The following is a 23628-nucleotide window of genomic DNA, read 5'->3' as shown; positions in this document are numbered from 1 at the left end:
CGCCTGACGGCAACAGGAGAGTCCAGACAGCGCCACCGCATCAGTTATCGCGACAGGCACCATTGTTGTAGGGCCCGGAAAACAGCCGCCAGCCCTCACCAGGCGAGACCTGCGCGCACACCAGTCGGCCAGTAGCCTGGCTTTCCCACCAGTACCAGGCCGCCATACCGGCCCAGGACTGCGCTGCAAGCAGCAGCCCCCCCAGCAAAACGCCCACCCCTACCCATCGTTTCAACATCTTCAGCACCTCAAAAACGACAAACCCCTTCCATGAGAAAGGGGCTTGGCTGTACATCATTGACTCATGCGCCCATCAGGTCATCTGAATGATGGTCTGCATGATGGTGCTTTGAGTCGAGATGGTCTTGGCGTTGGCCTGGTAGTTGCTCTGCGCCTTGATCAACTCGACCAACTCTTGGGTCAGGTTGACGTTGGAGGCTTCCAGCGCGTTGGAGGTGATGGCCCCCAGGGTACCGGTCTTCGGCGCATCAATGCCCGGGATACCCGACGCGAAGGTTTCTTTCCAACGTGTGCCACCCATCTGCTCCAGGCCCTGCTCGTTGGCGAAGCTGGCGATTGCCACCTGACCAATTGCACGGGACTGCTGGTTGCTGAAGCTGGCGAACATGACACCTGTCGAGTCGATGCTCAGGCTGGACAGAATGCCGGTGGCATAACCATCCTGAGATTGCGACAGGCGGGTTGTCTCGGTGTTGTACGAAGTGGTCGAGGTCATGTCGAGGCGAATACCCGTCGCATTCCCCTCGGAACCGTTCGACACCCAGGCACCCGAGGCGTCCTTGGCAGCCGGCACCCAGCCCTTGAGAACAAAGACGTTGTTGGTCACTTCAAAGCTGGTGTCTGGCGTCGGGTAACTTTCACTACCCGTCATGGCCTTGACACTGCCATCAGGATTGAACGTGATAGTGCCCGAGAGCGGATCTGTAGAGGTCGGATCTTGCGGGTTACGCCCATCGATCAAGGTGTATGCAGACCACGAGTTCTGCCCCGTCTTCACGTAGTACTGATCCATGACATGCTCATTACCCTGGCTGTCGTAGATCTTGGTGGCAAAGGTCTTGGTGTAGGTGCTGGTATCAGCCGGATCGAACGTAGCCGTAATGTCGTCCGCCGAGGAGTTCAGGTTGATACCCTGATCAATCAGGCTAGTGGACTTAGGTGCCAGGGCCGAAGTGTCGATTTTCAGGTCAGTCAGTACACCATTGACAATCTTGCCATTGGCATCAGCGGCATAACCCTGCAAACGAATGCCATCGGACGTTACGACATAGTTGTCCTTGTTGGTCTGGAAGGCGCCGGCACGGGTGTAGCTCAGCGAGCCGTTATCGCTCAGTACGAAGAAGCCCTGCCCCTGAATACCCATGTCCAGCACGTTGCCGGTATTGTTGATGTCGCCTTGACCGAACTGCTGAGATACCGCCGCCAGGCGCACACCATTACCCACGGTCTTGCTACCCACGCCCAGCTTGCTTGCCGAGTACACGTCAGAAAACTCTGCGCGCGAGGATTTGAAGCCAGTGGTCGCAACGTTGGCGATGTTGTTGCCCGTTACGTCCAGTTGTTTGTTGGCTGCATAGAGACCGCTAAGGCCGATATTGAATGACATCTTTCACTCCTTGTGCCGTGTACGCCGGCTCTATATACCGATAGTTTGGACTTTGGACAGCGCAATGGTGCCCAGGCCTGCCAGGTTGAGCATCATCTCGCCGCCAGTCTGGCTCAAGGTGACACTGCTGACCGTGGCCGGCAGGTAAGTCGTAAGGGCGGTAGCGGTACCGTCGATCTTGCTGCTGGCAGCAAAGGTGTAGGTACCCGGATCAACCACGTCACCCGCATCATTCTTGCCATCCCAGACGAAGTCGGCCTTGCCCGCCGACTGCTCGCCCAACTCGATGGTCTTGATGGTCTTGCCGTCTTTGTCGGTGATCTTGATCGACAGGTTGCTGACCGACTGCGGAACACTGACGCTACCAGTGAAGCTCTTGGTGGTATCGACCACCGACTTGTCGGTCTGGACGATAACCGAGCGCCCCACCAGCGAAGAGGCCTGCAACGCCTGAGACGATTTGAAGGTGCCGGAGATAGCCGTCACCGACTCGTTCAGCGAGGTAATACCCTCAAGGCTGGAGAACTGCGCCAACTGCGCAACAAACTCGCTGTTGCCCTGCGGCTCAAGCGGATTCTGGTGCTGCATCTGCGTCACCAGCAACTGCAGGAACGCATCCTTGCCGAGCGCCTGGCCAGAGCCAGTCTTGCTGCTGGTAGCCGCAGTAATACCGCTACTGCTGCTGGTGCTCGTCGAGCTGGTACCGGAGGCTTTCAGAACGTCGTTCAGATTCACGCCGGTGGTCGTATCGTTAATGCTGGCCATTGATTTAGTCCTTTATCACTGACCCAGGGTCAGGACCTTCTGCATCATGGTTTTGGCAGTGTTCATCAGCTCAGCATTGGTCTGGAACGAACGGCTGGCGGAAATCATGTCAGCCATTTCCTCGACCACATTGACGTTCGGGTAGTAGACGTAGCCGTCCTTGTTTGCCGCAGGATGATTCGGCTCGTAGCGCGCCTCCAGATTGCTCTGGTCTTCAACCACACCCAACACCTGCACGCCCTGACCTGCAGCATCCTGATCCTGGAACAGCGACTGCCCGACACCGCTCTGCGCCTGCTGGAACGTGGTGGCAAACACCGGATGGCGTGCGCGATAGGTCTGGTCGATGCTCGACGAGACGGTCTCGGCGTTGGCAATGTTACTGGCGACGGTGTTGAGCCGAGTGGTCTGGGCACTCATGCCGCTACCGGCGATATTGAATACACTGGCAAGGGACATGGATTACTCTCCGCGCAGGGCCGATACCAGCCCCTTGAATTTACTGTTGAGCAGCGTGAAGCTGGCCTGGAAACCCACCGCGTTCTCGGCGTAACTGGATTGTTCCAGTTGCGCATCAACGGTGTTCTGGTCAACCGACGGCTGCATTGGGGTGCGGTACTTCAGCGCCTCTTCACCCATGCTCAAACCTTCAGCATCGATATGGCGACTGTTGGTCCGCTCCAACGAAAAGGTGCCGTTTTTAGCCTTGTCGGCCTGCGCCGCCAACACCTCGGAGAAGTCCAGATCACGCGCCTTGTAGTTTGGGGTATCGGCGTTGGTGATGTTGTTGGCCAGCACTTCGGCACGCTGAGCGCGAAAGCCCAATGCCTTTTCGTGAATGCCGAGCGCTTTATCGAAACTGATGCTCATGTCGGGGAAACCTTCGAAGGTTGACCGGATTGTTCGTTGCCTGAGCTAGAGCAAGTCTCATGCCAAAAAACAAAACCCAACAAAACCGGGCACCTCAGCCTATTGCCGGCAGCGGCAATGCCAGAAAAGCGGCAAAGGATTTCCGCTTGGCGCCAGCAAAGCGGCAATGCGGCGGGAGAACGCACGCGGCAAAAACGAAAACAGGCAAGGCCGGAACCCCTGCACCGCAGGTGATACCGAACTTGCCTGTTTTTTGTCGCCGCTGGCTGGGCGTGTTGCTTGACTGGCCTGGTGCTTACTTGGCCTGGTAAATGATACCCGGGCTGCACTGAACCATCTGGTAGTGATCCGGCAGACCGTTGAGCGCCTCGGAAGCCCCCAGGAACAGGTAGCCGCCCGGCTTGAGCGTGCCATGAATACGCATCAGGATGTCTTTTTTGACCTGCGCCGAGAAGTAGATCAGCACGTTACGGCAAAACACGATATCGAACTTGCCCAGGCTTGCATAACTGTCCAGCAGGTTGAACGCACGGAACTCGACACGGCTACGAATCGGCGCCTTGATCGCCCAACGCCCCGCCCCTTTCGGGTCGAAGTAACGCTGCAGACGCTCTTGGGAAAGACCGCGCGCGATAGCCAGGCTGTCGTACTCACCGGTCTTGCAGTTGGCCAACATGGAGCCCGACAAGTCGGTCGCAACGATCTGCGCGCCCATTTTCAATTGGCCAATATTGCTACGCTCGAACTCGTCGATCGCCATTGAAATCGAGTAAGGCTCCTGCCCGGACGAACAGGCTGCCGACCAGATACGCAGACGCTGACCAGGGTTTGCCTTGATCTGCTCGGGCAGTACTTTGTTTTTCAACACTTCGAATGGATAGGTATCACGAAACCAGAGGGTCTCGTTGGTGGTCATCGCATCCACCACCTGCTCGCGCAAACCGCTGCGCGGTTGAGTCTGAATGCGCTGTACCAGCTCCCCCAGGCTCTTGATACCTTGCTGCTCCATCAGCTTGTTGAGACGGCTGGAAACCAGGTACTGCTTATTTTCGCCGAGCAGGATGCCACAGGCTTTTTCCAGGAAGACCCGGAATTGTTCGAAATCCAAATTACCCGTAGACAATGATGCCGCCTCTTACAATCGTGTGTACTGCCAGGGAAAGCCCCTGGCCGTTAATGCGTAGCCTTGATCCGGTCGACAACCCGCTGAGCCAGGTCATCCGGCCTGAACTTGGCAAGAAAATCGTCGGCGCCCACTTTCTTCACCATGGCCTGGTTGAATACGCCAGAAAGTGAAGTATGCAGGATGATGTGCAATTTTTGCATGCGCGGGTCGCTACGAATCTCCGCCGTCAGCGTATAGCCATCCATTTCCGGCATCTCGATATCGGAAATCATCATCAGGAACTCTTCTTCCGGACGCTTGCCTTCGTCCACCAGCTTGCGCAGGTAGTCGAGCGCCTGACGACCATCATTAAGCGCCACCACTTCGACACCGACCGTCTGCAGGCAACGACTGACCTGCTTTCGAGCCACCGAAGAGTCATCCACCGTCAGCACCCGCAGCATGACCGCCTTGTCCTGCACATCGGCATCGACAACACCTTCGGAAATCGCCTCGGACGTCGGCGCGACCTCAGCCAGGATCTTCTCTACGTCGATGATCTCCACCAGCTTGTTGTCGACCCGAGTGACGGCCGTCAGGTAGTGATCACGACCGGTCCCCTTGGGTGGCGGATGAATCTCTTCCCAGTTCATGTTGACGATGCGCTCGACCGAATGCACCAGGAACCCTTGGGTCTTGGTGTTGTACTCCGTGATGATCACGAAACGGTTGCTCATGTCGTCATTCTGACCGGGCAAGCCGGTCGCCATCGCCAAATCAAGAATCGGGATGGTTGCCCCACGAATATTCGCAACACCACGTACTACCGGGCTGGATTTGGGCAACAGGGTCAGGTTCGGGCATTGCAACACTTCCCGCACCTTGAACACGTTGATCCCATACAACTGCTCGCCATTAAGACGAAACAACAGCAGCTCGAGGCGATTCTGCCCCACCAGTTGAGTACGCTGGTTCACCGAATCCATTACACCAGCCATACCAGACTCCTTCACCAAAGCTTGGGGCTTCGTACCTAGTCGGCACGCGCCTTGCTTTTTTTAACTGTATGAACACGAAAACGACATTTTTCCGACGCCTGCCCCACCGCCTGCCCCGCATCCTTGCCGTGCTGTGCCTACTGGCCCCTGGCGTTCGACCTCTGGCTGACAACTTTACCTTGCCTGAACAGCTTATCGGTGTCACCCAAGGCTTTCTTGAATTCTCTGTGGAAGATTATCTGGCAACCAGCCAGACCGAAGGCCGCTACGAGATCCAGGTCAACAACCTGGACCCTAGACTGCGCATGCCCGTATGCGACCAGCAGTTGAACGCCACACTGGAAAGCCCGGCTCAACCCTTGGGCCGTGTGACCGTGCGCGTGCGCTGTGATGGCAGCTCACCTTGGACGGTGTTCGTGCCCGCCCAGGTACGCCTGTTTCGCAACGTGGTCACCGCCACCCGCCCGCTCAAGCGCGAAGGCATCGTTTCAGAAGAGGACGTGGCCCTGCGCGAACGCGATGTAGGCTTGCTGAGCCAAGGCTTTCTCAGCTCACTGGACCAGGCCGTGGGGCAAAAGGTTATCCGACCAGCGGTCATCGACCAGGTGCTCACCCCTGCACACCTTGAACAGGCCGAAGTCGTACGTAAAGGTGACAATGTCGTGATTACCGCACGTAGCGGCACGCTCAGTGTACGCATGCCAGGGGAAGCCCTGAGCAAAGGCGGCCTCAGCGAGCAGATCCGGGTACGCAACCTGAACTCCAAACGCGTGGTAAAAGCGCGGGTAACCGGCCCCGGGCAGGTGGAAGTCGCCATGTAAGGAAACCGAGGCAAGATCAACGCTGGCGATCAAACAGCGCTTTTCCTAAACTATCCTCTGTTCGGGCCAAGGACCTGCCGCGCATGCCGCAGTGCATTTGCGCCTAAAGTTTTTTTCGGGTTGGCCGAAAACAAGGCAAGCGTCCAATACCCAGAGGTTTTCAATCATGATCATCGACTTCAGTCGTTTGAATAATTCCCCGTCCGTGACGGGCGGTGCGCGCACCGGCAGCAGCCAGGAAAACAGTTCAAGCGCTGCATCTGCCAGCACTGCTCCTGCCGCCAGCACCCAGAGCGGGGAAACCGTACACCTGAGCCAAGAGGCACAGCAGTTGCAGAAGATCAGCGAAAAGCTGCGCGAGCAACCCGTTGTCAACAGCGGCCGAGTGGCCGAGTTGAAGCAGGCGATTGCCGACGGCAGCTATAAGATCGACAGCAACCGTATCGCCAGCAAACTGCTTAATTTCGAAGCACAGCGCTAGCCCTCTGGCGCGCTGACTTCAGGACGCTGAATACCAAGAGCCAGCCATGCACGACATTACTCTGCTGCAACTGATCGAAGACGATATTGCTCCAGCGCAAGAACTGCTCGAGTTACTGCAAACCGAGCTGATAGCGTTGCACGGCCGCGATATGTCGCTGCTGGAGAACATCCTGGCCCGCAAGCAATCGCTGGTGGTGCTGCTTGATCAGCAGGGGCGTCGGCGCAGCCAGGCCCTCGCCAACCTCGGCCTGAGCCCTGACCGCAGCGGTTTCGAGACCCTTGCCAGTCAGTCGTCGCTCGGCAAGCAGATGTTGGAAAAACTCGAAGAGTTGGCAAAGATCATGGCCCAGTGCCAGGCTGCCAACGAGATCAATGGTCGCTCCATCCAGATTCAGCAAGCGACCACGGCCAACCAGATTAGAATTCTCAATGGTGGCGAATCACCGTCACTGTATGACAGCCGCGGATCCACCTCGCCCCTCGCAAAACCTCGCACACTCAGCCAAGTGTGATTAACCTATACCAAGGTGCGAAGCATGCTGGCAGAATGCCTGCGCTTGCGTGTGTGTTTTAGTCTGGAGATTGATCAACCGTGTTGAATGAAGTAGATGCTCCGCAGCCACCCAAGGTGTTGACCACCCCAATGGAAATCGCCGCCAACCTGCGGCAGCTGCAAGAGAGCCATGATCCGCTGATCATTACTTTTCATGAGCGTAGCCAGCGCTTCCAGAGCTACGTGGTAGAAGTCGACCGGGAGACCAATAAACTGGCGCTGGACGAAATGATCCCGCGTGACGGCGAACGCTTTTTGCAAAATGGCGAGCCGTTTCGTGTCGAAGGTTTTCATGACGGTGTACGCATTGCCTGGGAATCCAGCACGCCGCTGACCATCCAGGAAACTGATGGCCACCGTAGCTATCACGGCGCCCTGCCGTTGGAAGTCACCTACCACCAGCGTCGCAATGCCTTCCGCGCAGCGTTGAAGCTATCGCAGTTGGTGGATGTATTACTGAGCGGTGACAAGCTCAAGGGTGAAGGTGCTCTCAAGGGCAAGCTTTTGGACATCTCGGCCACGGGCTGCAAACTGCGCTTCGAAGGCAATGTCGAAGAGCGCCTGCAACTCGGCCAAGTGTACGAAAAATTCAGCGCCAGCCAATTGTTTGGCACCACTACGACGGCGGTTGAACTGCGTCACCTGCACTTTGAAGAACGCTTCAACACCACGTTTGCAGGCGTGCGCTTCCACAACCTGAATGGGCAAATGCAACGCAAGGTAGAGAGCTTTGTTTACCAGTTGCAGCGTGAAGCGCGTCGTTTCGATAAAGACGACTACTAAGTAGCACTTGCACAAGCCGGTGCTACCGGCAACGGCATTGACCGGGTGCGAGCTCAGTACTCGACACCCGGATCGTCAGCAACACTGGCACCTACACAGGCTTTGCCGGCTCCCCTCTTCCCTCCTCCGCCTGCTGCTCCTCAGCTTCGGTGTCTTCTGCTGCTACAGGCGCCTGCATTTGATCCTGGACGTCCTGCTCAGTCACCCGCGGGTCAAGTGCCGCGGCCAAGGGTGAGCTGGCTGCTGGCATCGCTACGTGCAGCAATGGCGCGTCATCGACCTGATGCAGGTTGGTGACGGCCTGAGGCCGAATCCGCCAAACCAGTACCAGCGAGAAGAATGTAAAGAAGGCGTAGAGCATCTGATCGCCCAACTGCTGCATCAGCACGCCGGCGACCAGCGGACCGATACTGGCGCCGACGCCATAGGTCACCAACAGCATCGCGGTCAGTGAAACACGCCGCTCACTCTCGACATGGTCATTGGAGAATGCCACTGCCAGTGGGTACAGGCAAAACTGCAGCAGCGACACCAGGAAACCGGCAGCAAATAGCACCACCATCGGCACACTCGGCCAAATCGCCAACGGCAACGCCGCTACCGCCAAGCCGATTGCCACACCACGAATCAGCACGGCGCGGTCATAACGATCAGACAACCAGCCCAGCGGCCATTGCACGAGCAACCCGGCAAAAATACAGCACCCCATGAAGATACCAACCTGCTCGGTACTCAAGCCCTGCTTGGCCGCATACAAAGGCGCCAAACCGTAGAACGAGCCAACGATCAGGCCTGACCCCAGCACGGTACTGAGCGACTGCGGTACGCGCTTGATGAAAAAGCGCGGGTCCAGCGGCGCCGGACGCAGCGGCGCCGGGTGAATGCGACGGGTCAGTGCCACCGGCACCAGGCACAGGGCAAAACACATCGCCACCAGCATCAGGAGCTCCAGCCCCAGCTGCGGATGGGCGACCAGAATCAACTGACCCAGCACCAACCCCAGGTACGACGCGATCATGTAACCGCTGAATACGGCTCCCCGCTGCTTGGCATCGGCCTGCTCATTGAGCCAGCTTTCGATGACCATGTACTGGCACATCATGCCCAAACCGACGATGACCCGCAGAAGGAGCCAGGCTGGCAGCCAACTGACCAGGCCATGGCCCAGCACCGCTGCCCCCACAATACCGGCGCACGTGGCGTAGGCCCGAATATGCCCGACGCGGGCAATCAGCCGGTGACCGATCTTGCCGCCCAGGGCAAGACCGAAATAGTTCGCCGCCATCAAGGCACCGACCCACAGGCTGTCAACCTGATCGGCCGCCAGGCGCAGGGCCAGGTAGGTACTTAACAGGCCCGAACCGATCAACATCATCAGAGCGGCAAAATACAGCGCGCGGAAAGACTTCCAGATCTGTCGCATCGGCGTCCCGGTTGGCTCCTTTAGCAGGTGGAAAAACTGGCTGAAAGCATAAGTGAAAAAGCACCGACGGCGCAGCAACAACAGTAGACACAAAAACAGGTGGGAAACACCGCCGACAAATCGTCAAACATTGTTTCGCCACCTGCTATTCCCCAAGCGCCTTAAAAGGCGCGATTTACGCCTGGGATGCCAGCACTCGGCGCTCCCACGGGGTAATTTCATCGAAGAAGCTGGTCAGCTCCAGGGTCTTGGAGGCGATATAGCCTTCGATGAACTCCTTGCCAAACAGCTCGCGAGCCAGCGCACTGCGCTTCAGGCGCTCCAGCGCCGCATGCAAGGTACACGGCAACGACAGGTTGTCCGGCACCTCAAATTCACCCTGAATCGCCGGGGCGGGCGCCAACCGTTGCTCGATACCGTGCAGGCCCGCCGCCAGGCTGGCCGCCAGTGCCAGGTAAGGGTTGGTATCTGCCCCCGGCAAACGGTTCTCGACCCGCCGAGCAGCCGGGCCGCTCGCCGGAATACGCAAGCCAGCAGCACGGTTGTCTTCGGACCAACACGCATTGTTCGGTGAGGCGTACGGATGGCATAGGCGTTGGTAGGAGTTCACATTAGGCGCGAACAGCGCCGTAAAGTCGGCCATGCATGCCTGCAAGCCGCCAATGAAATGATAGAAGGTATCTGTCGCTTGACCCTCGGCGTCACTGAACACGTTACGCCCACTGTCGATGTCCACCAGGCTTTGGTGGATATGCATGGAGCTGCCTGGGGTTTTGGCCAGTGGCTTGGCCATGCAAACGACCGTCAGGCCATGTTTGAGTGCGACTTCCTTGAGCAGGTGCTTGAAGAGGAAGGTCTGGTCGGCTAACAGCAGCGGGTCACCGTGCAACAGGTTGATCTCGAACTGACTGACACCCATTTCATGCATGAAGGTATCGCGCGGTAGCCCAAGGGCTTCCATGCAGCGATAGACCTCATTGAAGAACGGACGCAAACCATTGTTGGAGCTGATGCTGAAGGCTGAAGCGCCATCTTCGCGTCGACCATCCAGGCCAACAGGCGGCTGGAAGGGTTGAGTCGGGTCGCTGCTCGGTGCAAAGACGAAAAACTCAAGCTCGGTCGCAACCACGGGTTTCAAGCCATGCGCCGCATAACGTGCAATCACCGCCTTGAGTTGTGCCCGGGTAGACAATCTGCAGCCTTCGCCGCTCAAGTCATCCGCATCACAAATGGCCAAGGCACGCGGTGTATCGCTCCACGGCAAGCGATGAATCTGCTGAGGATCAGGAACAAGTGCCAGGTCACCATCATCGCTGCCGTAGAAACGGGTTGGTGGGTATCCCCCCATGATGCACTGCAACAACACCCCGCGAGCCATCTGCAAGCGCCGCCCCTCAAGGAAACCTTCGGCGGTCATTACCTTCCCGCGAGGCACACCGTTCAGGTCCGGAGTGACGCATTCGATTTCATCAATGCCCATCAATCGCTCGGCGAGTGAACGTTGGCCATTGCTCGTCATGACTTGATCCTTATTGTTTTAGCAAGCCGCGAACGGCGACGTGTACAAAATAAGCACCAGCCGTTCAAAATATCAAGCACTTAAGCGCAGCTGCCTTGAGCAATAGCGATAAAAAGCGGCATTGCCTTTGATCAAATCGACGAAGTGTCAATTATTACGCTACACCTACCCGCGCAGGGTCAGGCCGTTGGCAGGCAATGGCAAGGCGGTCTTGTAGCGCACCTGCTTGAGGGCAAAGCTGGAGCGAATGTTGGCCACGCCCGGCAGGCGCGTCAGGTAATCGAGAAAGCGCTCCAGCGCCTGGATGCTGGGCAACAACACCCGCAATAGATAGTCAGGATCGCCGGTCATCAAGTAGCACTCCATGACCTCCGGGCGCTCGGCGATCTCCTCTTCAAAGCGATGCAGCGCCTGCTCCACCTGCTTCTCCAGGCTGACGTGGATGAACACATTGACATCCAGCCCCAACACCTCGGGCGCCAGCAAGGTCACCTGCTGGCGAATCACCCCCAACTCTTCCATCGCCTTGACCCGGTTGAAGCAGGGTGTCGGGGAGAGATTCACCGAGCGGGCAAGCTCGGCGTTGGTGATACGAGCATTTTCCTGGAGGCTGTTGAGAATGCCGATATCGGTGCGATCCAGTTTACGCATGAGAAAAACTCACCTGATTTTTATCTTTATAAAGAATATTTATCCGCAAGCTATCGTAAAGGCAATGAACATCAGAAAAATATTCTTCAGGCTCGGGAATATGATGTAGGACAAGACTGACTGCCTGGTCACAAGCCAACGTCAGTAGCGACCGCTTCAAAGCTCACAAAAACACAAGACAGAGCGAGCGTAAAAAAGCATGAACGAGTACGCCCCCCTGCGTTTGCATGTGCCCGAGCCTACAGGCCGGCCAGGCTGCCAGACCGACTTTTCCTACCTGCGCCTGAACGACGCCGGAAAGGTTCGCAAACCCCCTATCGATGTTGAAGCAGCTGACACTGCAGACCTGGCGTATAGCCTGATCCGCGTGCTCGACGACCAAGGCAACGCACTCGGCCCATGGGCTGAAGGCATTGAGCCGCAGGTCTTGCGCCAAGGCATGCGGACCATGCTCAAGACGCGGTTGTTCGACAACCGCATGGTGGTTGCCCAGCGCCAGAAGAAAATGTCCTTTTATATGCAGAGCCTCGGCGAGGAAGCCATCGGCAGCGCCCAGGCCCTGGCCTTGAACCGCACCGACATGTGCTTTCCGACCTACCGTCAGCAAAGCATCCTGATGGCGCGTGATGTATCGCTGGTAGACATGATCTGCCAGCTGCTGTCCAACGAGCGCGACCCGCTCAAGGGCCGTCAACTGCCGATCATGTATTCGGTGCGTGACGCCGGCTTCTTCAGCATCAGCGGCAACCTCGCGACCCAGTTCGTGCAGGCCGTAGGCTGGGCCATGGCGTCGGCCATCAAGGGCGACACCAAGATCGCATCCGCCTGGATCGGCGACGGGGCTACCGCCGAGTCGGATTTCCACACGGCCTTGACGTTTGCCCACGTCTACCGTGCACCCGTGATCCTCAACGTAGTGAACAATCAGTGGGCTATCTCGACCTTCCAGGCCATCGCCGGGGGCGAATCCACCACCTTCGCCGGCCGTGGCGTGGGTTGCGGGATTGCCTCACTGCGGGTCGACGGTAACGACTTCATTGCTGTCTACGCGGCCTCGCAATGGGCCGCAGAACGTGCGCGGCGCGGCATGGGACCGAGCCTGATCGAATGGGTGACCTACCGTGCCGGCCCACACTCGACGTCGGACGATCCCTCCAAGTACCGTCCGGCCGACGACTGGAGCCACTTCCCGCTGGGCGACCCGATCATGCGCCTGAAACAACACCTGATCGCCATCGGCCAATGGTCCGAGAAAGAGCATCAGGAAGTCAGCGCCGAACTGGAAGCCGAGATCATCGCCGCGCAGAAAGAGGCTGAGCAGTATGGCACCCTTGCGGGCGGCCAGATGCCAAGCCCGGCGTCCATCTTCGAGGACGTCTATAAGGAAATGCCTGAGCACCTGCGTCGGCAACGCCAGGAACTGGGGATCTGACATGAACGATCACAACAACAATATCCAGTTGGAAACGGCCATGGCGACGACCACAATGACCATGATCCAGGCCCTGCGCTCGGCCATGGACATCATGCTAGAGCGCGATGACAACGTGGTGATCTACGGCCAGGACGTCGGCTACTTCGGCGGCGTGTTCCGCTGCACCGAAGGCCTGCAGAACAAGTACGGCAAATCCCGCGTTTTTGATGCGCCGATCTCCGAGAGCGGCATCGTCGGTACCGCCGTGGGCATGGGTGCCTATGGCCTGCGCCCGGTCGTGGAGATTCAGTTCGCCGACTACTTCTACCCCGCCTCCGACCAGATCGTGTCGGAAATGGCCCGCCTGCGCTACCGGTCGGCCGGCGAGTTCATCGCCCCACTGACCCTGCGCATGCCCTGTGGTGGCGGTATCTACGGCGGCCAGACTCACAGCCAGAGCCCTGAGGCGATGTTCACTCAGGTGTGTGGGCTGCGCACCGTCATGCCATCCAACCCGTACGACGCCAAGGGCCTGTTGATCGCCTCGATCGAGAACGATGACCCGGTGATTTTCCTCGAGCCCAAGCGCCTGTACAACGGCCCGTTCGACGGCCATCACGACCGTCCGGTAACCCCGTGGTCAAAACACCCGGCCAGCGCCGTGCCGGACGGTTACTACACCGTCCCACTGGACAAGGCCGCCATCACCCGTCCAGGCAAAGCCGTTACCGTACTGACCTACGGCACCACGGTGTATGTGTCCCAGGTGGCCGCCGAAGAAGTGGGGATCGACGCCGAGGTCATCGACCTGCGCAGCCTATGGCCGCTGGACCTGGAAACTATCGTCAACTCCGTGAAGAAGACCGGTCGCTGCGTAGTCGTGCATGAAGCCACCCGCACCTGTGGTTTTGGCGCCGAGCTGGTCGCTCTGATCCAGGAGCATTGCTTCCATTACCTTGAAGCGCCGATCGAACGCGTCACCGGTTGGGACACCCCCTACCCGCACGCACAGGAGTGGGCGTACTTCCCCGGCCCATCACGAGTGGGCGCGGCATTGAAACGGGTCATGGAGGTCTGAATGGGCACGCACGTCATCAAGATGCCGGACATCGGCGAAGGCATCGCACAAGTTGAGCTGGTGGAGTGGTTCGTCAAAGTCGGCGACACCATCACCGAAGATCAGGTCGTCGCTGACGTCATGACTGACAAGGCGACAGTGGAGATTCCCTCTCCTGTCAGCGGCAAGGTGCTGGCCCTTGGCGGTCAGCCCGGTGAAGTCATGGCCGTGGGCAGCGAGCTGATACGCATCGAAGTCGAGGGGGCCGGCAACCTGCAAGAAGCCACTTCGGCACCTGCTGCGGCGCCCCAGGCAACCGTGGCCCCGGCGGTGCCTGCCCCTGCCCCTGCCCCTGAAGCAGCAGCTACAGCTCCCAAAGCCCCGACTGCTGCAGCGGCATCGTACGAACCGGCGCCGTTTGTTGCGCGTGAGGCCAACGAGCGGCCACTCGCATCACCCGCCGTACGCAAACGCGCGCTGGATGCCGGTATCGAGCTGCGCTACGTTCAGGGCAGTGGCCCTGCCGGACGTATCCTGCATGAAGACCTGGATGCGTTTTTGGCGCAGCCGACCACAACCTCCGCCTCCGTACCTGGCGGCTACGCCAAGCGCACCGATGCCGAACAAATTCCGGTGATCGGCCTGCGCCGCAAGATCGCCCAACGCATGCAGGATGCCAAGCGTCGGGTAGCACACTTCAGCTACGTCGAGGAAATCGACGTCACAGCGCTGGAAGAACTGCGCGTCCATCTCAATGAAAAATGGGGCGACAGCCGCGGCAAACTGACTCTGCTGCCGTTCCTGGTCCGCGCCATGGTCGTGGCCTTGCGTGATTTCCCGCAAATCAATGCGCACTACGACGATGAAGCACAGGTCATTACCCGCCACGGTGCCGTGCATGTTGGCATCGCGACCCAAGGCGACAACGGCCTGATGGTGCCGGTGTTACGCCACGCAGAAGCCGGCAGCCTGTGGACCAATGCCAGCGAAATCGTTCGGCTGGCTACCGCTGCGCGCACCAACAAGGCCAGCCGTGAGGAGCTTTCCGGCTCGACCATCACCCTGACCAGCCTCGGCGCATTAGGCGGGATCGTCAGCACCCCGGTGGTCAACACCCCAGAGGTGGCCATTGTCGGTGTCAACCGCATTGTCGAACGCCCCATGGTCGTCAAGGGCCAGATCGTTGTGCGCAAAATGATGAACCTCTCCAGTTCGTTCGATCACCGGGTGGTCGACGGCATGGACGCAGCGCTCTTCATTCAGGCCATTCGTGGCCTGCTCGAACAACCCGCCAGCCTGTTTGTGGAGTGACCATGCAACAGACCCTGAACACCACCCTGCTGATCATTGGTGGCGGCCCCGGCGGCTATGTGGCGGCGATTCGTGCCGGCCAGCTGGGCATCCCGACCGTACTGATCGAAGGTCAGGCACTGGGCGGAACCTGCCTGAACATCGGCTGCATTCCGTCCAAGGCGCTGATCCATGTCGCCGAGCAGTTCCACCAAACCCACGCCCACAGTCAGCACTCAGCACTGGGTATCCATGTCGCACCGCCGATTCTGGACATCACGCAAAGCGTTGCCTGGAAAGACGGTATCGTCGATCGCCTGACCAGCGGGGTCGCGGCCCTGCTGAAAAAGCATGGCGTGAAGGTGATCCACGGCTGGGCGCGCATCCTTGACGGCAAAACGGTCGAGGTTGATGGCCAGGACCTGCGCGTCCAGTGCGAGCACCTGCTGCTCGCCACCGGTTCCAGCAGCGTCGAACTGCCCATACTGCCGTTGGGCGGCCCGATTGTTTCGTCCACCGAAGCCTTGGCGCCCACTCATCTGCCCAAGCGCCTGACTGTCGTCGGGGCCGGCTACATTGGCCTTGAGCTGGGTATTGCTTACCGCAAACTGGGCGTCGAAGTCAGCGTGGTCGAAGCCCGTGAGCGGATCCTGCCCACCTACGACAGCGAACTCACACAGCCAGTAGCCGAGTCGCTGAAAAAGCTCGGTATTACCCTGTACCTCAAGCACAGCGTCGAAGGCTTTGATGCTGCCACGCAGAGCCTGAATGTGCGCGACCCGGCCGGTGAGCCACTGTCATTGGCTACCGATCAGGTACTGGTGGCTGTTGGTCGCCGTCCACGGACTCAGGGCTTCAATCTGGAGTCCCTCGACCTGAAAATGAACGGCAGCGCCATTGCCATCGACGCACATTGCCAAACCAGCATGCGCAATGTCTGGGCGATTGGCGACCTGAGCGGTGAACCGATGCTCGCGCACCGCGCAATGGCACAAGGCGAAATGGTTGCCGAACTGATTGCAGGCAAGCAACGCCGCTTCGAGCCGGTAGCCATTGCCGCCGTGTGTTTCACCGATCCGGAGCTGGTAGTGGTCGGCAAAACGCCTGAGAACGTGCAACAGGAAGGTCTGGACTGCATCGTTGCGCAATTCCCCTTCGCAGCCAACGGTCGCGCCATGACCCTGGAATCGAAAAGTGGCTTCGTACGCGTGGTTGCGCGCCGCGACAACCACCTGATTCTTGGCTGGCAAGCGGTGGGCGTGGGCGTTTCGGAGCTGTCCACAGCCTTCGCGCAGTCACTGGAGATGGGCGCCTGCCTTGAAGATGTCGCTGGCACCATTCACGCACACCCGACCTTGGGTGAAGCCGTACAGGAAGCAGCATTGCGCGCACTGGGGCACGCTCTGCATTTGTAACCCAGCACTGCGTCACACGTGTTAACGCCCACCGCAAGGTGGGCGTTTTACGTTCCAGATACCGGCAGGCTCAACCGACCCGGTTCTTACCTGCAGCTTTGGCACTGTACAACACTTGATCGGCGCGGTTGACCAATTGCTCTGGCAGTTCTTCATTCGCCCATTCAGCCACACCGAAACTGGCAGTCAATCGATACTCCCCCACAGCGGGAAGCTGACTCAATTGCTGCAGGATGCACTCCGCCCGCTCACGGGCAAGCGCTTGCGTGCTGTGGGGCATGACAATCATGAACTCATCGCCGCCCCAACGCGCGAGCAGGTCCTGTGAGCGCAAACAGGTCTTGATGCACTCGACCACCTGAAGGAGTACCCGGTCGCCTCGGACATGGCCATATCGGTCATTGATCAGCTTGAAGTCATCCAGATCGATGACGACCAATGAAAGCGGCTGGCGAAACCGTCGAGAGCGCTCACACTCTTGGCGCAGCACCTTTTCCAGGCGATAACGGTTGGCAACCAGCGTCAGCGCGTCGCGCTCGGCCAGAACGCGATTATCTTCGAGCTGGCGCTGCAGTTGCTCATTGACCCAGGACAACTCGCGGGTTCGCGCAGCAACCAGGGCTTCCAGTGAGTGATTCTTCTGCTCGAGTTGCTGCACCAGGCGCTTGCGATCATCGATATCGCGATGGGCGCCAAGCATCCGCGCAACCGAACCGTCAGCGTTACGTGCGATCACACGGCCACGGTCTTCGACCCACAGGTAACTGCCATCCCGACGACGACAACGGTACTCAATGCGGTACTCATCGACCTGCTGGTTCAGGTAGGCCTCAAAATGCGCCATCACCCGTGGATAGTCCTCCGGGTGAATGAGACGTTCCCAGGTGAACACCGTGTTGTCCAGCGAATGGCTGGCATGGCCAAGCATCCGGTACCAACCCGGGTTGCGGTAGACATGACCTGTGTTGGCATTCCAGTCCCAGATACCATCGCTGATCAGATCCAGCAGCGTGTTCAGTTGCTCTTCAGCAAATTCGCCAGGCACTACCTTCGTGTGTGTGGATTCATGACTCACCGCCATTCCCCCTGTTTACCGCTTGTTCCACTGAACTGAATAGACTAAAGCACAGTACCGACGCTGGTACGGGATCAACGGTTATGGCGCTTGATAATGTCTGCCAGTGTGGCGGTCATCATTGCCGTCGAGACACCGAACATCAGAATGCCGTTACCAGCCTCCAGCGGGCTGAGCAGGCGCCAATGTTCTGACAACACCACATCGCCATAACCGACCGTGGAAAAGGTTACGCCAGAGAAATAAACCGCTGTAGAAAAGTCGGTGAACTCGCCTAGCAGCAGATACAGCACGGCCCACAGGGCCATCTGGATGAAGTTGCCAAACAGCATCAGCGACATCACCAGCGACAACAACATGATGCTGGTCACAGGGCCGATTTTGCCACTCTGCGGCCGCAGGCGCAGGTAAAGACGTAGCGTGAGCACAACAAACAGTGCCTGCAGAATCAGGCACAACAGCATTACCGGTAAGCCTGTCAGCATGTTGTGCAACATAGTGATGCCCCAAGAATGGCAAACCTGCTGCCCCTTGCAACTGATCCATACAACCGCATGGCACCGTGATTTTAGCTTTTCAAATAGGTTCTGCACGAACACGGTGACAGCAGGGCAACATGGAAAACAGGTGCAGTGCGCACGCACCGATGCGCATCCTACGCACCCGATCCAAGCTGCTACGCTTGAGTGAGGCGCCCCCCAAACGGCTCCTCGCGATGCCGCATTTACCATACTGGAAGGTTGATTCAGGGGTAACAAGCCAGGCTGACTGGTGACTTCAAGAGTGTTGCGCACAGGAGTAAAAATGCCTTCCAACAAGAAATCATCGACCAAACGCGCAGCGAAAAAATCGGCAACCCATGTATTGGAGCCCAGCTTCCGCTCACGCAAAGAACGCCTTCACCAGGGCGAAAGCCTGCGTGAGAAAGTACCGCTGTCCAGCCATGCGGTATGGAAACCACCACGCAAGCACCGCAACCCTATCGACATTCTCGAAACCTCCAACCGCTACCGCCTTGCCAGCCTGGTACCCATTCGTTATGGACGCATGCTACGCAGCGCGTTTACCTTCCTGCGTGGTTCGGCCGGCCTGATGGCCCACGACCTGGCCATGACCCCGAGTACCGGCATCCACGTCCAGGCTTGCGGCGATTGTCATCTATTGAATTTCGGACTGTTTGCGACCCCCGAGCGCAACCTGATTTTCGACATCAACGACTTCGACGAAACACTTCCTGCGCCATGGGAGTGGGATGTCAAACGTCTGGCGATCAGCTTTGCGGTAGCGGCACGCGATAACCAGTTCAGCGCCAAGGAAGCTGAAGCCTGCGCAGTCGAATGTGTTCGGGCTTACCGTGAGCGCCTGCGTGAATGTTCAAAAATGAGCCCGCTGGAAGTCTGGTATGACCGTCTCGATGCCCAAACGATTCTTGAGATGTCACCCAACTCAAAAATCAGAAGGAATCGGGAAGAATTGATTGCAAAAGCCAAGACCCGTGTCGGCGACTACCTCTATCCGACCATCAGCAGCGAGGTTGGTGGACGGCGACGCCTGATCGATCAACCGCCCATACTGTTTCACGTTTATGAAAAGGACTTTGAGCAGAACGTCAAAATAGCACTGGACGATTACAGAATTTCTCTACCCCATGAACGCCGGGTGCTTTTCGATCGTTACCGCATGGAAGATATTGCGGTCAAAGCCGTTGGTATCGGCAGTGTCGGTACCTACTGTTTTGTCGGCCTGTTCTTTTCTGCGGAAAACCACCCACTGCTCCTGCAGTTCAAGGAAGCGAGCCCTTCCGTCCTTGAACCTTATGCGGGCAAGAGCACCTACGCAAACAACGGTCAGCGCGTGGTTACCGGGCAGCGCTTGATGCAGTCTTCCAGCGATATATTTCTGGGGTGGACTCAAGGCAAAAATGGTCGCCACTTTTTTGTTCGGCAGTTGCGGGACATGAAAATGTCGGCACCTATTGAACGCGCGACAGCAGCACAGCTGAAGATGTACGCAGAGATGTGCGGTATGACACTGGCCCGATCACATGCCAAATCGGGCGATGCCGCAATGATCAGCGGCTATCTGGGCAAATCGGATGAATTCGACAAAGCCATCGGCAAATTTGCCATGGCCTATGCCAATCAAAACGCCAAAGACCATGCCGCGCTGGTGGCGGCAGAAAGATCCGGGCGGATCAAAGCGCTGATCGAGGAGGAGTAATGCCCCCCTCTGCACCGAAAATCAAGTGCTTACTGAGCCCCACCCGTATCGCTACGCTGCTCGCCGCAGCGTTCTACATCGCGGGGTGCACCACCCTGGGGCCGGCCTCGGTGCAACGTGATCGAACCGACTATGGCGGTGCACTGGCCACGACCTGGAAGGAGCAAACGCTGCTCAACATCGTCAAGCTGCGCTATGGCGATGCTCCGGTCTATCTGGATGTGTCATCCGTGATCAGTTCCAGCGCCATGGAGAGCCAGGTCAGCCTGGGAGCCAGTTGGTTTTCCGGATGGCCCAATGACGGAAACAGCCAGGCAATCGGTGCCTATGGCCGTTATACCGATCGCCCAACCATCAGCTATACCCCCATCTCAGGGGAGAAGTTCTCCCGCTACCTGTTACAACCCCTTTCCCCTGCCGCAGTATTTTCTCTGATCCAGGCGGGCTACCCCATTGATCGGGTATTGCAACTGACCACACGAGCGGTGAACGGTGTATACAACCGGTCGGCCTCCACTGTCCGCGCACGCGCAGCAGATCCACGCTTTTATCAGATGCTTGAAACCCTCAGGCGAATACAACGCTCAGAAGCCTTGGGGATGCGAATCAACCAGCCTGGTGACAAAGAAAATACGCTGATCATTGTCAACCGTGGCGTGCCTGACGCAGTCAGCAACGACAGTCGTGCCGTAAGGGAAATCCTGAATTTGCGTCCCGATGCGACTGAGCTGGCACTGACCTTCGGCATGGTGCAACGCAACGACACCGAGGTAGCGTTACTCACCCGCTCCATGTCGGAAATATTCGTGGAGCTCGCCGCAACAGCCGAAGTACCGCCGATTCATTTGCAGGAGGGCCGGGCGAACCCGGCGCCTCCCGAGCCAGACCCGAATAGCCTGTGGGACCAGCCACTGGTACGTATCCATTCAAGTGCGACCCGCCCAGCAGATGCCTATGCCGCCGTACCCTATCGCGGCTATTGGTTCTGGATCGACGACCGAGACATGCGTTCCAAATCAGAGTTCCTGTTTATCCTCGTCCTGTTCTCGTTGGCCGAGACGGGGGTAGCACCACAGGCGCCTGTCATAACCGTGCCGGCTAACTGATAGGGTTGCGATACAAGGTAAGCAAACCTGCTGTCTGTAGGTGGCAAGGTCTAACTGGATTGAGCAATGCTCTCCTCCGAAACCTCATCCAGCCCCTCCTGCTGCGCCGTTGACTCAGTGACAACAGTGAAGTCGCTCACCTCAACAGCCCCCTGCCCGTACCCCAGAAGATGGAAGGAAAATGCCTTGCGCGGTTCCGGGTTGTAGAAACTGAAATCCATCTCCAGCGGTTGATCCGGTGTAACGAGCATTTCCGCAGGCAGCGCCAGTGGCACATCCTGCTCCAACTGCTTGGCCTTGAGCAGGATGTAGGCGTTGTGCTGTGGGTCCGCAGAGCGCACAGTCAGGCGCACACGCGTATGTGACCCCTTCGGCATTTCCAGATACTGGGCACCGATCAGGTTATCTGCCCAATCATCGTCGATCTGTGCTTTAAGCGGGATGATGGCTGCACTGCCGAACTGGTAGTGCTGATTCAATGGCGTGCGCAGCAACGTCTGATCCAGGGCAGCAGCCCGTGCCGCGATCTGTCGTGCACGCTGGCCGCCATATTGTCCGAGTAAGGTTACCCGATCCACAATGAAGCCTGGGCTGGCGTAGTAGCGGCAGCGTTGTTGAAAATCGCACTCGGTCAACGTCCCCTGGCCATCGTGATAACGCAGCTTGCCATTGGTGAATGACATGATCTCACGACCCGTCTCATAGTTTCGAAACAGCGAACGACCACTCAGGGCCTCCGGTACAGGCAACGCAAAATAGTCGAGTATCGAGGCACTCAGGTCGACATGCCCATAAACCCCGGTGTTCACCTTGGGCAGTTGCTCCTGTTCAGGTGCCAGCATCAGGTTGAACCCCCAGGATGAAGCCAGCCGCACCCCATCGATACCGTGGGATTCGTCCGAGGTGATAACCACCAGTGTGTCTTTCAAGATGCCTTGGCGCTCCAGGCCCGCAAGGAACTGCCCAAGCGCATCATCCAGATAACCCACAGCAGCCTGCTTGGGTGTTTCATAACGCTGTAGGTAATCCTCGGGCGCGGAGTACGGCTGGTGCGTACCGACGGTCAGCAGGGTGAGCATCCAGGGCTTCGGCTGTTTCTGTAACTGCCCAACGTAATCCAGTGCGCCCTCGAAAAACGCCTTGTCATCCTTACCCCAAGGAAAATCCAGGTACGAGGCGTTGGTAAACCAATCTAGGCCCAGCGTAGTCTCGAAGCCGATGTGCGGCATGATCTTGTCTTTAGCCATGAAACGCAGACCTGCACCTTGCAGGTAGTGCGTGGCAAAACCGTGCTTGCGTAGCTGAGCAGGCAGGCACGCCTGGTTACGCTCGCTCTGAGTCAGCATCTCGACTCCCTTCGGGGTACCATTGTCGAGCTTGTCGTAATCACCGCACAGCATGGCGTACAGACCCCGAATCGTCTGGTGGCTGTGCAGCACATAGTCCGGCGTGTTCATCCCGCGCTCTGACCAGCGCGTCAAATTAGGCATCAGGTTTTCCTGATAGCGGCTGTGCAACGCCTGACGATTGACCCCAACATAGGCGCCAGGAATACCTTCCAGCGCGATAATCAGCACGTTGCGTGCGCGCCCCGCGGCTGGCAGCAACCTTTCGCCATTCAGATCCAACTGCGTAAGCCCTGCCATCTGGGGAGCAACCTCGGTAACGTCGCCCTCCCACCACTCTTGCGCTCGCGTCTGAAGATCACCAGCACTGGCAGCCAAAAGCTGATGCGGCAGATTGAACAGATGCCATTGATCTGCATCGGAGGCATGCAGGTGCTGTCCCCCCCAGTGGGTAACCAATAGCAATACTGGTGCAGCCCAGGCTTTGCCAGACCAACGAGGGGACAACGCCGAAGGTGCTGCCCATTGGGTGATGAGCCATACCGTAAGGCCGATCAACAACGCGGCAGCAAGCCAGGGTTGAGCGAAACCGCCTCCGGTGGAATTCTCCAGGAACTGAGGATCGACCAGGTAGTGCAGGTCTGTAATGTTCGGCAGCCGCCCCACTGCACTGACCAGCTCGGCAGCAGCCAGTGTCAACAGGCTCCACACCAGCAACACCGGAAGCGCCAACCACCACGGTCGCTGATGCAGCAACACAATGAGTAGACTGCCGATGGCCATGTCGGACAGGTATCCAAATACATCAGACCAACCTAACGCTGCACGCAGGCACAACGGCATGAGCAGCACCAGCCCGACCAGAGCAGTTAGACGAGCATGCGGGTGCTGTAGCCAGCGACGTATAACATTCACAAAAACCTTCCAGCCATCAAAGCGTCATAAACATGTGCTGAATGGTACCAAGCGAAAGGCAAGAAAGGGGGAGCAACTACAGGAGGCGGCATCACTGGCGACGTTTCCAGGCCAGAAAGACAAAACCCCTACCTGCATGTGCAGATAGGGGTTTCGGAATTTAATCTTGACGATGACCTACTCTCACATGGG

Annotated in this window: 24 protein-coding genes; 11 read left to right on the top strand and 13 right to left on the bottom strand. The window is 58.1% G+C overall.

All coding sequences use genetic code 11. The features are described from left to right. Nucleotides 1–40: 40 nt before the first annotated feature. The 5 genes from UIA24_RS15345 to flgB all read right to left on the bottom strand — a co-directional run bounded on the left by UIA24_RS15345 (nt 41) and on the right by flgB (nt 3262). Nucleotides 41–238: a hypothetical protein gene (locus UIA24_RS15345; RefSeq protein ID WP_099773897.1), complete on the bottom strand. Its 198-nt coding sequence runs from the start codon at nt 236–238 to the stop codon at nt 41–43. A gap of 75 nt (nt 239–313) precedes the next feature. Beyond that, a complete protein-coding gene (gene flgE / locus UIA24_RS15340; protein ID WP_065759717.1) occupies nt 314–1627 on the bottom strand; it encodes a flagellar hook protein FlgE in 1314 nt (437 codons plus the stop codon). Nucleotides 1628–1657: 30 nt separating this feature from the next. After that, complete coding sequence (flgD, locus tag UIA24_RS15335) at nt 1658–2392, bottom strand: flagellar hook assembly protein FlgD (RefSeq protein ID WP_099773895.1); 735 nt, start codon at nt 2390–2392, stop codon at nt 1658–1660. Between the two features lie 15 nt (nt 2393–2407). Next, complete coding sequence (flgC, locus tag UIA24_RS15330; RefSeq protein ID WP_065759715.1) at nt 2408–2851, bottom strand: flagellar basal body rod protein FlgC; 444 nt, start codon at nt 2849–2851, stop codon at nt 2408–2410. Between the two features lie 3 nt (nt 2852–2854). Continuing rightward, nucleotides 2855–3262, bottom strand: a complete 408-nt coding sequence (gene flgB, locus UIA24_RS15325; RefSeq protein WP_065759714.1) for a flagellar basal body rod protein FlgB — start codon at nt 3260–3262, stop codon at nt 2855–2857. A gap of 59 nt (nt 3263–3321) precedes the next feature. Between flgB and UIA24_RS15320 the strand changes: the two genes are divergently transcribed. Next, on the top strand, nt 3322–3573 hold the full coding sequence (locus tag UIA24_RS15320; RefSeq protein ID WP_330523209.1) for a hypothetical protein: 252 nt from the start codon (nt 3322–3324) through the stop codon (nt 3571–3573). Here UIA24_RS15320 and cheR read toward each other — a convergent pair. Then, nucleotides 3558–4385 (bottom strand): protein-glutamate O-methyltransferase CheR, encoded by an 828-nt coding sequence (gene cheR / locus UIA24_RS15315; protein ID WP_065759713.1) that lies wholly within the window; start codon nt 4383–4385, stop codon nt 3558–3560. The two genes, UIA24_RS15320 and cheR, sit on opposite strands and share 16 nt — an antisense overlap. Nucleotides 4386–4435: 50 nt before the next feature. Further along, nucleotides 4436–5365, bottom strand: coding sequence for a chemotaxis protein CheV (locus tag UIA24_RS15310; RefSeq protein ID WP_065759712.1), 930 nt, complete (start codon nt 5363–5365; stop codon nt 4436–4438). 68 nt (nt 5366–5433) lie between these two features. On the opposite strand from UIA24_RS15310, the gene flgA reads away from it, so the two are divergent. From flgA to UIA24_RS15290, 4 genes are all read left to right on the top strand, one after another. Further along, nucleotides 5434–6186, top strand: coding sequence for a flagellar basal body P-ring formation chaperone FlgA (gene flgA, locus UIA24_RS15305; protein WP_065759711.1), 753 nt, complete (start codon nt 5434–5436; stop codon nt 6184–6186). A 166-nt stretch (nt 6187–6352) separates the two neighbouring features. Continuing rightward, nucleotides 6353–6667 carry a flagellar biosynthesis anti-sigma factor FlgM gene (gene flgM / locus UIA24_RS15300; RefSeq protein WP_330523208.1) on the top strand — a complete coding sequence of 105 codons (315 nt, stop codon included), beginning with the start codon at nt 6353–6355 and terminating at the stop codon, nt 6665–6667. 46 nt (nt 6668–6713) lie between these two features. Further along, a complete protein-coding gene (locus UIA24_RS15295) occupies nt 6714–7181 on the top strand; it encodes a flagella synthesis protein FlgN (RefSeq protein ID WP_065759709.1) in 468 nt (155 codons plus the stop codon). A gap of 131 nt (nt 7182–7312) precedes the next feature. Further along, nucleotides 7313–8005, top strand: coding sequence for a flagellar brake protein (locus UIA24_RS15290; protein WP_099776569.1), 693 nt, complete (start codon nt 7313–7315; stop codon nt 8003–8005). A 91-nt stretch (nt 8006–8096) separates the two neighbouring features. On the opposite strand, the gene UIA24_RS15285 is transcribed toward UIA24_RS15290, so the two are convergent. From UIA24_RS15285 to bkdR, 3 genes are all read right to left on the bottom strand, one after another. After that, complete coding sequence (locus tag UIA24_RS15285; protein ID WP_065759707.1) at nt 8097–9428, bottom strand: MFS transporter; 1332 nt, start codon at nt 9426–9428, stop codon at nt 8097–8099. Nucleotides 9429–9603: 175 nt separating this feature from the next. Further along, entirely contained in the window at nt 9604–10845 is a 1242-nt protein-coding gene (locus tag UIA24_RS15280; protein ID WP_330523282.1) for a glutamine synthetase family protein, read from the bottom strand. Between the two features lie 267 nt (nt 10846–11112). Continuing rightward, the gene (bkdR, locus tag UIA24_RS15275; protein WP_065759705.1) at nt 11113–11598 is read right to left on the bottom strand and encodes a Bkd operon transcriptional regulator BkdR; all 486 of its coding nucleotides are present in this window, start codon (nt 11596–11598) and stop codon (nt 11113–11115) included. A 199-nt stretch (nt 11599–11797) separates the two neighbouring features. Here bkdR and UIA24_RS15270 point away from each other — a divergent pair, with 199 nt between their 5' ends. The 4 genes from UIA24_RS15270 to lpdA are packed head-to-tail and all read left to right on the top strand — an operon-like array spanning nt 11798 to nt 16774. Continuing rightward, nucleotides 11798–13030 (top strand): 3-methyl-2-oxobutanoate dehydrogenase (2-methylpropanoyl-transferring) subunit alpha, encoded by a 1233-nt coding sequence (locus UIA24_RS15270; protein ID WP_065759704.1) that lies wholly within the window; start codon nt 11798–11800, stop codon nt 13028–13030. Nucleotide 13031: 1 nt separating this feature from the next. After that, entirely contained in the window at nt 13032–14090 is a 1059-nt protein-coding gene (locus UIA24_RS15265) for an alpha-ketoacid dehydrogenase subunit beta (RefSeq protein WP_065759703.1), read from the top strand. Continuing rightward, complete coding sequence (locus tag UIA24_RS15260) at nt 14091–15380, top strand: dihydrolipoamide acetyltransferase family protein (RefSeq protein ID WP_330523207.1); 1290 nt, start codon at nt 14091–14093, stop codon at nt 15378–15380. A 2-nt stretch (nt 15381–15382) separates the two neighbouring features. Continuing rightward, complete coding sequence (gene lpdA / locus UIA24_RS15255) at nt 15383–16774, top strand: dihydrolipoyl dehydrogenase (RefSeq protein WP_330523206.1); 1392 nt, start codon at nt 15383–15385, stop codon at nt 16772–16774. Nucleotides 16775–16844: 70 nt separating this feature from the next. On the opposite strand, the gene UIA24_RS15250 is transcribed toward lpdA, so the two are convergent. Continuing rightward, the gene (locus UIA24_RS15250; protein ID WP_442963037.1) at nt 16845–17855 is read right to left on the bottom strand and encodes a sensor domain-containing diguanylate cyclase; all 1011 of its coding nucleotides are present in this window, start codon (nt 17853–17855) and stop codon (nt 16845–16847) included. A gap of 68 nt (nt 17856–17923) precedes the next feature. Further along, nucleotides 17924–18346, bottom strand: a complete 423-nt coding sequence (locus tag UIA24_RS15245; protein ID WP_099773887.1) for a potassium channel family protein — start codon at nt 18344–18346, stop codon at nt 17924–17926. 550 nt (nt 18347–18896) lie between these two features. Between UIA24_RS15245 and UIA24_RS15240 the strand changes: the two genes are divergently transcribed. Both UIA24_RS15240 and UIA24_RS15235 read left to right on the top strand, forming a co-directional pair. Next, nucleotides 18897–20069 carry a DUF2252 domain-containing protein gene (locus tag UIA24_RS15240; protein WP_330523204.1) on the top strand — a complete coding sequence of 391 codons (1173 nt, stop codon included), beginning with the start codon at nt 18897–18899 and terminating at the stop codon, nt 20067–20069. Further along, nucleotides 20069–21175: a hypothetical protein gene (locus UIA24_RS15235; protein ID WP_330523203.1), complete on the top strand. Its 1107-nt coding sequence runs from the start codon at nt 20069–20071 to the stop codon at nt 21173–21175. Before UIA24_RS15240 ends, UIA24_RS15235 begins: the two co-directional genes overlap by 1 nt. Nucleotides 21176–21225: 50 nt before the next feature. On the opposite strand, the gene UIA24_RS15230 is transcribed toward UIA24_RS15235, so the two are convergent. Next, nucleotides 21226–23436 (bottom strand): LTA synthase family protein, encoded by a 2211-nt coding sequence (locus UIA24_RS15230; RefSeq protein WP_330523202.1) that lies wholly within the window; start codon nt 23434–23436, stop codon nt 21226–21228. Between the last annotated feature and the right edge of the window lie 192 nt (nt 23437–23628).

The organism is Pseudomonas sp. AL 58, assembly GCF_036348395.1.
Taxonomy (GTDB): Bacteria; Pseudomonadota; Gammaproteobacteria; order Pseudomonadales; family Pseudomonadaceae; genus Aquipseudomonas; species Aquipseudomonas defluvii.
Note: the sequence above shows the minus strand (reverse complement) of the source record. Positions and strands in the feature narration are given on the sequence as shown.

Coding starts and splice junctions, on each gene's coding strand:
- UIA24_RS15290 (WP_099776569.1), top strand. CDS start 7,313: ATGGAAATCGCCGCCAACCTGCGGCAGCTGCAAGAGAGCCATGATCCG.
- UIA24_RS15285 (WP_065759707.1), bottom strand. CDS start 9,428: ATGCGACAGATCTGGAAGTCTTTCCGCGCGCTGTATTTTGCCGCTCTG.
- flgM (WP_330523208.1), top strand. CDS start 6,353: ATGATCATCGACTTCAGTCGTTTGAATAATTCCCCGTCCGTGACGGGC.
- UIA24_RS15250 (WP_442963037.1), bottom strand. CDS start 17,855: ATGGCGGTGAGTCATGAATCCACACACACGAAGGTAGTGCCTGGCGAA.
- UIA24_RS15245 (WP_099773887.1), bottom strand. CDS start 18,346: ATGTTGCACAACATGCTGACAGGCTTACCGGTAATGCTGTTGTGCCTG.
- flgE (WP_065759717.1), bottom strand. CDS start 1,627: ATGTCATTCAATATCGGCCTTAGCGGTCTCTATGCAGCCAACAAACAA.
- UIA24_RS15345 (WP_099773897.1), bottom strand. CDS start 238: ATGTTGAAACGATGGGTAGGGGTGGGCGTTTTGCTGGGGGGGCTGCTG.
- UIA24_RS15260 (WP_330523207.1), top strand. CDS start 14,091: ATGGGCACGCACGTCATCAAGATGCCGGACATCGGCGAAGGCATCGCA.
- UIA24_RS15295 (WP_065759709.1), top strand. CDS start 6,714: ATGCACGACATTACTCTGCTGCAACTGATCGAAGACGATATTGCTCCA.
- UIA24_RS15265 (WP_065759703.1), top strand. CDS start 13,032: ATGAACGATCACAACAACAATATCCAGTTGGAAACGGCCATGGCGACG.
- UIA24_RS15280 (WP_330523282.1), bottom strand. CDS start 10,845: ATGACCGCCGAAGGTTTCCTTGAGGGGCGGCGCTTGCAGATGGCTCGC.
- UIA24_RS15240 (WP_330523204.1), top strand. CDS start 18,897: ATGCTACGCAGCGCGTTTACCTTCCTGCGTGGTTCGGCCGGCCTGATG.
- UIA24_RS15310 (WP_065759712.1), bottom strand. CDS start 5,365: ATGGCTGGTGTAATGGATTCGGTGAACCAGCGTACTCAACTGGTGGGG.
- lpdA (WP_330523206.1), top strand. CDS start 15,383: ATGCAACAGACCCTGAACACCACCCTGCTGATCATTGGTGGCGGCCCC.
- UIA24_RS15270 (WP_065759704.1), top strand. CDS start 11,798: ATGAACGAGTACGCCCCCCTGCGTTTGCATGTGCCCGAGCCTACAGGC.
- UIA24_RS15320 (WP_330523209.1), top strand. CDS start 3,322: ATGCCAAAAAACAAAACCCAACAAAACCGGGCACCTCAGCCTATTGCC.
- flgD (WP_099773895.1), bottom strand. CDS start 2,392: ATGGCCAGCATTAACGATACGACCACCGGCGTGAATCTGAACGACGTT.
- UIA24_RS15235 (WP_330523203.1), top strand. CDS start 20,069: ATGCCCCCCTCTGCACCGAAAATCAAGTGCTTACTGAGCCCCACCCGT.
- flgB (WP_065759714.1), bottom strand. CDS start 3,262: ATGAGCATCAGTTTCGATAAAGCGCTCGGCATTCACGAAAAGGCATTG.
- bkdR (WP_065759705.1), bottom strand. CDS start 11,598: ATGCGTAAACTGGATCGCACCGATATCGGCATTCTCAACAGCCTCCAG.
- flgA (WP_065759711.1), top strand. CDS start 5,434: ATGAACACGAAAACGACATTTTTCCGACGCCTGCCCCACCGCCTGCCC.
- flgC (WP_065759715.1), bottom strand. CDS start 2,851: ATGTCCCTTGCCAGTGTATTCAATATCGCCGGTAGCGGCATGAGTGCC.